The organism is Cryobacterium sp. TMT4-31 (assembly GCF_004403385.1).
In the GTDB taxonomy this organism is placed as follows: domain Bacteria; phylum Actinomycetota; class Actinomycetes; order Actinomycetales; family Microbacteriaceae; genus Cryobacterium; species Cryobacterium zongtaii.
Map to the genome: position 1 here is coordinate 1 of NZ_SOGI01000039.1, position 9,223 is coordinate 9,223.

3 protein-coding genes and 2 pseudogenes are annotated in these 9,223 nt (G+C 72.4%); all 5 read left to right on the forward strand.

Going from position 1 to position 9,223, the window contains the following annotated elements:
• Nucleotides 1–412 (forward strand): annotated as a pseudogene (locus E3T19_RS18970) (hypothetical protein); the annotation flags it as partial.
• Nucleotides 409–6,324, forward strand: coding sequence for an Ig-like domain-containing protein (locus E3T19_RS09235; RefSeq protein ID WP_134408668.1), 5,916 nt, complete (start codon nucleotides 409–411; stop codon nucleotides 6,322–6,324). The pseudogene E3T19_RS18970 and the gene E3T19_RS09235, both read left to right, overlap by 4 nt.
• 59 nt (nucleotides 6,325–6,383) lie before the next feature.
• On the forward strand, nucleotides 6,384–7,364 hold the full coding sequence (locus tag E3T19_RS09240) for a MoxR family ATPase (RefSeq protein WP_103459661.1): 981 nt from the start codon (nucleotides 6,384–6,386) through the stop codon (nucleotides 7,362–7,364).
• Entirely contained in the window at nucleotides 7,354–8,526 is a 1,173-nt protein-coding gene (locus E3T19_RS09245) for a DUF58 domain-containing protein (protein ID WP_134408669.1), read from the forward strand. The genes E3T19_RS09240 and E3T19_RS09245 overlap by 11 nt, the downstream gene beginning before the upstream one ends.
• Nucleotides 8,523–9,223: pseudogene (locus E3T19_RS09250) on the forward strand (hypothetical protein); the annotation flags it as partial. The gene E3T19_RS09245 and the pseudogene E3T19_RS09250, both read left to right, overlap by 4 nt.

Sequence of the window (9,223 nt, forward strand, 5' to 3'; positions counted from 1 at the left end):
CCCCGCCCAGCGGCGGCGCACTCTCGCGGCCGTCGTCGCCGGCGGCCTGCTGGTGGTCGGGCTCGGCGTCGTCGCCGGCGCCCTGCTGCTCGGCCCGGTGCTCTCCGGCGCTCCCGCGAGCCCGGGGGACTCCGCGCTGCCGCGGGTCAGCGATGTCACCGGCCGCGCGGGCGATGGCACCATTGTGTTCAGCTGGGCCGACCCGGGCCTGCGCGACAGTGACAGCTACGTGGTCAGCCTGCGGAGCGGCGAGAGCAGCATCCAGCGCGGCACCCAGTTCACGGTCCAGACCGACACCGCGCCGAGCGGTGCCCGGACGCCGGTCTGCGTCACCGTGAGCGTGAACCGCGACGGACGCACCGGCGCCGCCAGCACCGAGAAGTGCGTCGACCCGGCCACGGGAGCGCAATGATCCGCCGCTGGCTGGCCACGCACCGCTCCCTCGCCGCCTCGATCACCGGCGGAACCCTGGTCACCGCCCTGGTGGTCACCGTCGCGGTGGTCTCCGGCGGCTACACCGCGCAGAAAGTCGACCTGGGTGACGCAGCCGTGTGGGTGGCCAGCGAAACCCGGCAGCTGGTGGGCAGAGTCAACACCGAGATCGCCGAACTGAACACCGTGGTTCCCGTCGAATCCGACCGCACCTCCGTGGTGCAGCACGGTGGGACAGTGCTCGTGGTCGACGCCGGCAACGGCACCCTGGACATCCTCGACCCGGCCACCGCGACGGTCACCGACAGTGTGGCGCTGCCGCCGGATGCCCCCGAGGTGCGTCTGGCGGGTGACCTAGCCGCGATCTCGGCCGACGGCGACCTCTGGCGGGCGAACAGCGCCGACCTGGCGACTTTCGACAGCACCACAGATCCCGCCCTCGCGCTGGGCACCGGGACCCTGTTCAGCCTCGACGCGGTCGGCGTCCTGTTCGCGTTCACCCCGGCCACGCAGACCCTCGTGCGGATCGACCCCGACCACCCGGATGCCGTCGCCGAGACGAGGACGGTATCGGCCGGGGACCCCTCAGACGTCTACCAGCTCAGCCAGGTGAACGGCAGCTGGGCGCTGCTGAACACGACTACCGGCATCCTGCACCTACCCCAACGCGCCGTCGACCTCAGCGGCAGCCTCACTGACCTGCCCCGACTGCAGGAGCCGGCGACGGCCGGCGACAGGGTTCTGATCGCGCACCGCAGCGGTCTGCTCAGCGTGCCTCTCGACCGTGGGGCTGCCACCGAACTCCTGGCCGACCAGTCTGTCGCCGGCAGCCCGGCCGCGCCCGCCCAGGACGGTCGATGTGCCTACGCGGCGTGGACGGACGGCACCGCCTGGCAGGCCTGCGGCATCGGCTCGCCGGCTGGAACCACGGCAACCCTCGCCGGACTCGCCGGCGACGCGCGCCTGGAATACCGGCAGAACGGCACCCGGCTGCTGCTCAACGACGCCCGCAACGGCGCCACCTGGAACGTGCAGCGGGACAACGAACTCATCGACAACTGGGACGACCTCATCGACCCGGTCTCCGACCAGCAGGAGGTGACCAGCGCCACCGACGACACCCCGCCGGACTACGAGGACACCCAGCTGCCGCCGGTCGCGATCGACGACGCGTTCGGCGCCCGCCCCGGCCGCACGGTCACCCTGCCGGTGCTTCTGAACGACTACGACCCCAACGACGACGTGCTGGTCGTCGACGGTGTGGAACCGCCGCCGGCGGATCAGGGCCGCATCGACCTGGTCGCCGGCAACCAGCAGCTGCAGCTCACCCTCACCCCTGAGGCGTCCGGCAGCCTCAGCTTCGACTACACGGTCAGTGACGGACGCGGCGGCACCGCCGACGCCACCGTCACGGTCACGGTCCGCAGCCCGGACGAAAACTCCGCCCCCGCACAGGCCCGCCAGACCCGGGCCACCGTCGCGGCCGGCGGCAGCGTCGAGACCCAGGTGCTCGGCGACTGGATCGACCCGGACGGTGACCCGTTCTACCTCACCGCGGCCACCGCCGCGGCCCCGGACACCGCGACCTCGGCGCCGGCCGGCGCCGTGCTGTTCACGGATGCCGGCGACGGCGGCGACGCCGCCCAGGTCGGCCTCGCCGTCTCGGACGGCAGCCTCACCGGCGCGGGGACCCTGGACGTGACGGTGCGTGCGGCCGGGACCGTGCCCATCGTCGCCGACGCGTTCGCCGTGCGCACCACGGCGGGCAGCGAGGTCACCGTCGCTCCGCTGGAGCACGCCCGCGGCGGCAATGGTCCGCTCCGCCTGGGCGCTGTGCCAGACAAGCCCGGTGTCAGCATCACGGCGGACTTCGCCGGCGGAACCTTCAGGTTCGCCACCGACACCGTCGGCGTGCACTACCTGGACTACGCGGTGACCGACGGCGCGACCACCGTGACCGGGCTGATCCGGGTCGACGTCGACCCCGCCCCTGACAGCCCCGGCCGGCCCATCACGGTGCCGCATACCGCCTTCCTGCGCCCGCAGCAGCCCACCGTCATCGACGTGCTCGCAACCGACATCGATCCGGCCGGGGGAGTGCTGCTGGTCACCGGAAGCTCCAACGTGCCTGCCGGCAGCGGACTGACCGTCGAGATCCTCGACCAGCACCTTCTGAGGGTCACCCTGACCCGCCCGCTCGAGTCGGGCACGACCAGCTTCGACTACACGGTGAGCAACGGCCTTGCCTCGGCCACCGGCACCGTCACGGTGATCGAGATCCCCGCGGCGACCACCAGACAGCCGCCCGTCGCGGCGGCAGACTCGGTGTCGGTCCGGGTCGGCGACACCATCGACATCCCCGTGCTCGTCAACGACGAACACCCCGACGGCGACCCGCTTACTCTCGACCCCGTGCTCTCGACCCCGCTGCCCGCCGGCGCCGGGCTGCTCTTCGCCTCCGGCCGGGTGTTGCGCTACCTCGCCCCGGCCAGCACCGGCAACTTCACCGCCGTGTACAGGGTGAGCGCCCCTGACGGGCAGTTCGCCAACGCCGAGGTGCGCATCTCGGTGCGGGAGACCGACGCCGCCACCAACAACCCGCCGCTGCCGCCCACCGTCACCGCCCGGGTGCTGGCGGGTGACACCGTGCGCATCCAGATCCCGCGCACCGGGATCGACCCCGACGGTGACTCCGTGCAGCTGCTCGGCCAGGAGACCAACCCCGAGAAGGGCACCGTCACCGCCATCGACGCCGACTCGCTCAGCTACCGGGCCGGCGACTACTCAGCGGGTACAGACACCTTCAGCTACGCCGTCATCGACGCCCTCGGCGCCCGTGCCACCGGCACCGTGCGGGTGGGCATCAGCCCGCGCCCGGACGGGGCCCGCAACCCGGTCGCCGTGCCGGATGAGGTGACCGTGCGGCCCGGATCCCGGGTGTCGGTGCGGGTGCTCGGCAACGACTCCGACCCCGACGGCGGCGCACTGAGCATCACCGCGGTCGAGGCGACGGATGGTGCCGCGAGCGGGGCCGCCGGCACCGCCGTCGTCGACGGTGACCTCGTCGTGGTGCGCGCCCCGAACGTCAACGGCCGGTACGGCTTCGTCTATCAGATCCAGAACGAGCGCGGCGGCACCGGCTCCGCGTTCCTCACCGTCGTCGTGACCCCGGACGCCCCCCGGGCCCTCCCCGAGGCCGCCGACACCCGGTTGAGGCTCTCCGATGTGCTGGGCCGCGACACCGTCGACGTCGACGTGCTCGCCAGGGTGTTCTTCGCGGAAGGGTCGGCCAGGGACCTGTTGCTGGCCGTCCTGCCCGGCTACGACGGCGCGGCGACGGTCACCGACACCGCCCGGATCCGCGTGTCCGTCGCCAAGACCAGCCAGATCATCCCGTTCAGCGTCAGCCACCCCCAAGACCCCGAGATCATCGCCTACGCGTTCGTCTGGGTACCGGGAACCGACGACGCCCTCCCGCAGCTGCGGGCCGGGGCCGCCAAACTCGTCGTGGCCAGCGAGGCCACCATCGACATCGACATCAACGACTACGTCGTCGCCGTCGGCGACAAGCCCGTGCAACTGACCGACCGCAACACCGTGCGTGCCACGCACGCCAACGGCGCCGAACTCGCAACGGGTGCCCATACGCTCGCGTTCACCAGCGCGGACCAGTATTTCGGGCCCGCCTCCATCTCCTTCGAGGTGACCGACGGCGCCAGTGCGACCGACCCCGCCGGACGCACTGCCACGATAGTGCTGCCGATCACCGTGACACCGCGGGAGAACCAGCCGCCCGCATTCGACGGGGCGGGAATCGACTTCGAACCCGGCCAGAAGAAAGTCATCGACCTGGCCAAGCTCACCTCCTACCCCTACCCGGAGGACCGCGACGAACTCGCCTACACTGTGCTCGACCCGGTGCCGACCGGCTTCGAGCAGACGCTGAACGGCAGCCTGCTCACCGTGACCGCTCTGGACGGCACCCCGAAGGGCAGCACCAGCGCGGTCACGATCGGGGTGCGCGACGACCTCAGCACCGGAAAGGCCGGGCGCGTCGAACTGAAGGTCGTGGCCTCCACCAGACCCCTCGCGCTGCCGGCGACGGATGCGGCCATCGCGCCCCGCGGGCGCAGCACCGTCATCGATGTGCTCGCCAACGACGGCGCCACCAACCCGTTCCCCGCGGTCCCACTGCGCGTGCTCGCGGTACGCGGGCTGGATGCGGCCGCGCTGCCCGCCGGGGTGACGATCACACCCAGCGCCGACAACAGCAGACTCACCGTGCGGGTGTCCGCCGACGCGCAGCCCACCGACAGCACCCTGCAGTACCAGGTCGCTGACGCCACCAACGACCCCGACCGGTACACCTGGGGCACCGTTCGGGTATCGGTGCAGGACGTTCCCGACGCCGTCACCGGGCTGCGGGCCACGGGCTTCTCCGACGGACGCGTCACCGTGGTCTTCAACCCCGGCGCCGCCAACAACTCGCCCATCACCGGCTACCAGGTGACCACCCTCGACGCCGCCTCCGGCCGCCCCCTCGGCAGCACAGTGTGCGCGGCCACTTCCTGCACCCTCGCCACACCCGGCAACGGGCAGGCGAACGCCGTGCGCGTCAGCGTCGCCGCGCAGAACGGCGTCGGCACAGCGACGGCAGCCACCCTCGCCGCCACGGTCTGGTCCGACGTGATCCCGGCCGCACCCACCGGGCTCACCGCCGTGCCCGAAGACGGTGCCCTGCTGCTCGGCTGGGACGTCGTGGCGGCGACGGGCGGCGGCACCGCCATCCGCGGCTACCAGGTCAGTGTCGCCGGGGTCGCCCAACCCGAGGTGAGCGCCACCGGAGCCCGCTGCGCGGCCGCCCGCTGCACCCTGCGCGTAGACGGCCTGGCCAACGGGACCAGCATTGGCTACACCGTCAGTGCCCGCAACGACGCCTACCCCGCCCTGTCGAGCTGGAACACCACCGCCGCCACCGGAACGCCGTACGGCGCGGCGGTCGCCGGCGGGATCACCGCGACGGCGACCGATGTCAGCGGCGCCGTCACCGTGACCTGGGACGGTTTCGCCGATCGCGGCGACGCCGTCGCGGGTTACTTCGTGCAGCGGATCAGCGGCGGCGGGCAGCCCACCGGCGCGCAGGCCTGCTCGGTGTCGAGCCCCGCGCCCGGCACCGTCACGGCACCCCGCGCCGGAGGGGTGGTGCTCGACCAGAAAAGTGTGCCGGCCGGCGGGCGCAGCGCCGTGTTCGACGGCCTGCTCGCCGACGATGGCAGTTACTCATTCGTGGTCTGGGGGTACAACCGGGCCGGCTGCGCGGCGACCGCCGTTGCCACGGTCCTGGTGCGGCCCGCTCCCGGCGCGATCAGCCAGGTGCAGGGTGCGATGGAGCAGCAGGGTGACGCCTGGGACTACCACCTCACCGGGGTGACCCCGTCAGCCGGTGTCGACCACTACAACATCCGGGCCGCGGATGGCTCCGGCTCGGTACAGCGCTTCGGCGGCAGCACCTGGCCGCGCGACCTGCTCGGCCTGCCGTTCGGCTCCGCGGTGGCCTTCCAGCTGCAGGCCTGCACGGTGTGGGGCTCCTGCGGGCCGTGGTCGGGCACCACCACCGCGCCGGAGGCATCCGTCACCTTCACCGTGACCGGACTGGCCTACGACGGCCCGTCCGGCCGGTTCTCCTGGACCGGCGCGCCGCAGAACGGCACCCTCGCGGCGACCTTCGCGTGCGCGGTCGCCGGAACGGCGTCGACTCCGGCCGACAGCGCCACCACCTGCACCCTGCCCGGCCCGCTGCCCGAATCCGGCACAGTGCTGCTCACCGTGACGGTGGACGGCCACACCTTCGACTACTCCCGCCCGATCCCGAAGAAAGCGATCACCCCATGACCCTGACCCCCGATCGTGTGAGCCCAGGCCAGCCGGGCGCCCGCCGCGACGCCGACCTGATGAGCATCGAGGAAGCCGGTCAGTTCGCGACCCTGTTCGACAGGCTGGTGCGCGGCGTCGAGGAGGTCGTGCTGGGCAAGCAGCACGTCATCAGGCTGGCGTTCACCGCCCTGTTCAGTGAGGGCCACCTGCTCCTGGAGGACGTTCCCGGCACCGGGAAGACCTCACTGGCCCGTGCCATCGCGCAGAGCGTGCGCGGCACCAGCAACCGGGTGCAGTTCACTCCCGACCTGCTGCCGGGCGACATCACCGGCGTGAGCATCTTCGACCAGCGAACGGCCACCTTCGAATTCCACCGCGGACCGGTGTTCGCCAACATCGTGCTGGCCGACGAGATCAACCGGGCCAGCCCCAAGACCCAGGCCGCACTGCTCGAGGTGATGGAGGAGGGCCAGGTCACCGTTGACGGTGTCACCCACAGGGTGGCGGGCCCGTTCATGGTGATCGCGACCCAGAACCCCATCGAGCAGGCCGGCACCTACAGGCTTCCGGAGGCCCAGCTGGACAGGTTCCTGATGAAGACCTCGATCGGCTACCCCGACCACGCGGCCACCGTGCGCATTCTGGAAGGCGCCGGCCGGCGCGCCCACGACGGCCGCCTGGCGCCGGTGCTCTCGGCCGAGTCCGTCGTCGAAGTGGCGGCGCTGGCCCGCACGGTGTTCGTCGACGCGACCATCAACGACTACGTCGCCCGACTCGTCGACGCCACCCGCACCAGCCCGGAGGTACGCCTGGGTGCCAGCGTGCGGGGTGCCCTCGCGCTCATCCGCACCGCCAAGACCTACGCGGCCTCCCAGGGCCGCCACTACGTGACCCCCGACGATGTGAAGGCGCTCGCCGAACCCGTGCTCGCGCACCGGCTGCTGCTGGACGCGGAGGCCGAATTCGACGGGGTCAGCGCGTCGAGCGTGATCGGCCGGATCCTGGTCGAGACGCCGCCGCCGCGCAGCGGGGAGGACCAGAGGCCGGATGTCCTCTAGACGAACCCGGCTGCTCCAGGCCGTCACACCGCTCGGCTGGGGCGTCGCCGGATGCGCGGCGGCACTTCTCGGCGCCGGCTACGGCCTGGGCTGGGCCGAACTCACCGCGATCGGCTGGGCGGCCGCCGTCCTGGTGGTCGGCGCGCTCGCGCACCTGCTCGGCCAGAGCGGCCACCACATCACGTTGACCCTGCCCGTCGAGAGGGTCGTCGCGGGGGAGCGGGTGCCCGGACAGGTCGACGTGCACAACCCGACCGGCCGGCGTCTGGCCGCCGTGACGGTTCAGGTACCGGTGGGCGCCGGGCTGGCCGAATTCCCGATGCCGTCCCTGGCCGCCCGAGCCGGCATCAACGAGGTGTTCGTGGTTCCCGCCGAGCGCCGGGGCATCATCCCGATCGGGCCCGTGCACACAGTGCGGGCCGATCCGGTGGGGTTGGTGCGGCTGGAGACGGTGCTCGCCCAGCGGATCGACCTCTACGTGCACCCGCGCACCATCGCCATCCCCAGCATGAGCCAGGGCTTCGTGCGCGACCTCGAGGGTCAACCCACCCGCGACCTCACCGCCAGCGACGTGGCGTTCCACGCGCTGCGCGAGTATCAGAGCGGCGACGAGCGGCGTAGCATCCACTGGAAGAGCACTGCCAAGACCGGCCGGCTCATGGTGCGCCAATACGAGCAGACCCGCCGCAGCCACCTGCTCGTGGCCCTGAGCCTGGCCACGGGCGACTTCGCCGACGACGAGGAATTCGAGCTCGCCGTCAGCGCGGCCGGCTCGCTGGGCATCCGGGCGATCCGTGATGCACGCACGGTGTCGGTGCTGGCCAGCTCGCGCCAGCTCAGCACGCTCACCCCCACCCGGCTGCTCGACGACCTGAGCGGCGTCGACCTGGCGCCAGACGCCAACGGCGTCCGCGCACTGTCCAGGCGGGCCGCCGCCGCCGTCGACGGGCTGTCGGTGGCGTTCCTGCTCTGCGGATCTGCGACGCCGTTGGCCGCACTGCGCGCCTCCGCGGCGGGATTCCCGCTCGGAGTCGAGGTGGTCGCCGTCGTCTGCGAGCCAGGGGCCCGCCCGGGCCTCCGCCGGGCCGGCGGACTGAGTCTGCTCACCATCGGCTTCCTCGACGACCTGCAGCACAGCCTGGCCCGGGGGGCCGCCGCATGAGCGGGCGCTTCATCATCGGCAACACCGTGGCCCTGTTGGCTGCCACCGGTGTGGCCGCCGCCGCCCTGTGGCCGATTTACCAGACCGGCGCCTTCGTGCTGCTCGTCGCCGTCGCCGCGGTGCTCGGCTGCGGCATCGCCCTCGTCGGCACCGCGTTCCGCTGGCCGGCCTGGCTGGTCGGCCTCACGACCATCGGCGGTTATCTCCTCGTCGGGGTTCCGCTGGCCGTGCCCGGCCGGGCCCTCTACGGGGTGCTGCCGAGCTTGGCCGGCCTCGCCGAGCTGGTGCCGGCCACGGCGCTCGGCTGGAAGCAACTCGTGACCATCGTGCTGCCGGTCGGGTCGTACCAGGCTCTGCTGGTTCCCGCGCTGATCCTGGTGCTGCTCAGCAGCGTCATCGGGCTCTCGGTGGCCCTCCGCAGCCGGGCCGCGGAACCGGCCCTGCTGGCGCCGGTGCTGCTGTTCGTGGCCGGCATCGCACTCGGCCCCAGCCAGGCCACGGCGCCCACACTGCTGGGCCTCGCGCTGTTCGCCGTGCTGGTGATCTGGCTGCTCTGGCTGAACCTGGAACGCCGCCGGGGTCGCCTGCTGGTGTCGGCGACCGCGGCGCGGCTGCCGGCGGCCGACCGGCGGATGGGCGCGGCCCGGTCCGTGGTCGTCGCGGCTCTCGGGCTGACGGTGGCGGTCCTGGCCGGCAC

Coding starts and splice junctions, on each gene's coding strand:
- E3T19_RS09235 (WP_134408668.1), top strand. CDS start 409: ATGATCCGCCGCTGGCTGGCCACGCACCGCTCCCTCGCCGCCTCGATC.
- E3T19_RS09240 (WP_103459661.1), top strand. CDS start 6,384: ATGAGCATCGAGGAAGCCGGTCAGTTCGCGACCCTGTTCGACAGGCTG.
- E3T19_RS09245 (WP_134408669.1), top strand. CDS start 7,354: ATGTCCTCTAGACGAACCCGGCTGCTCCAGGCCGTCACACCGCTCGGC.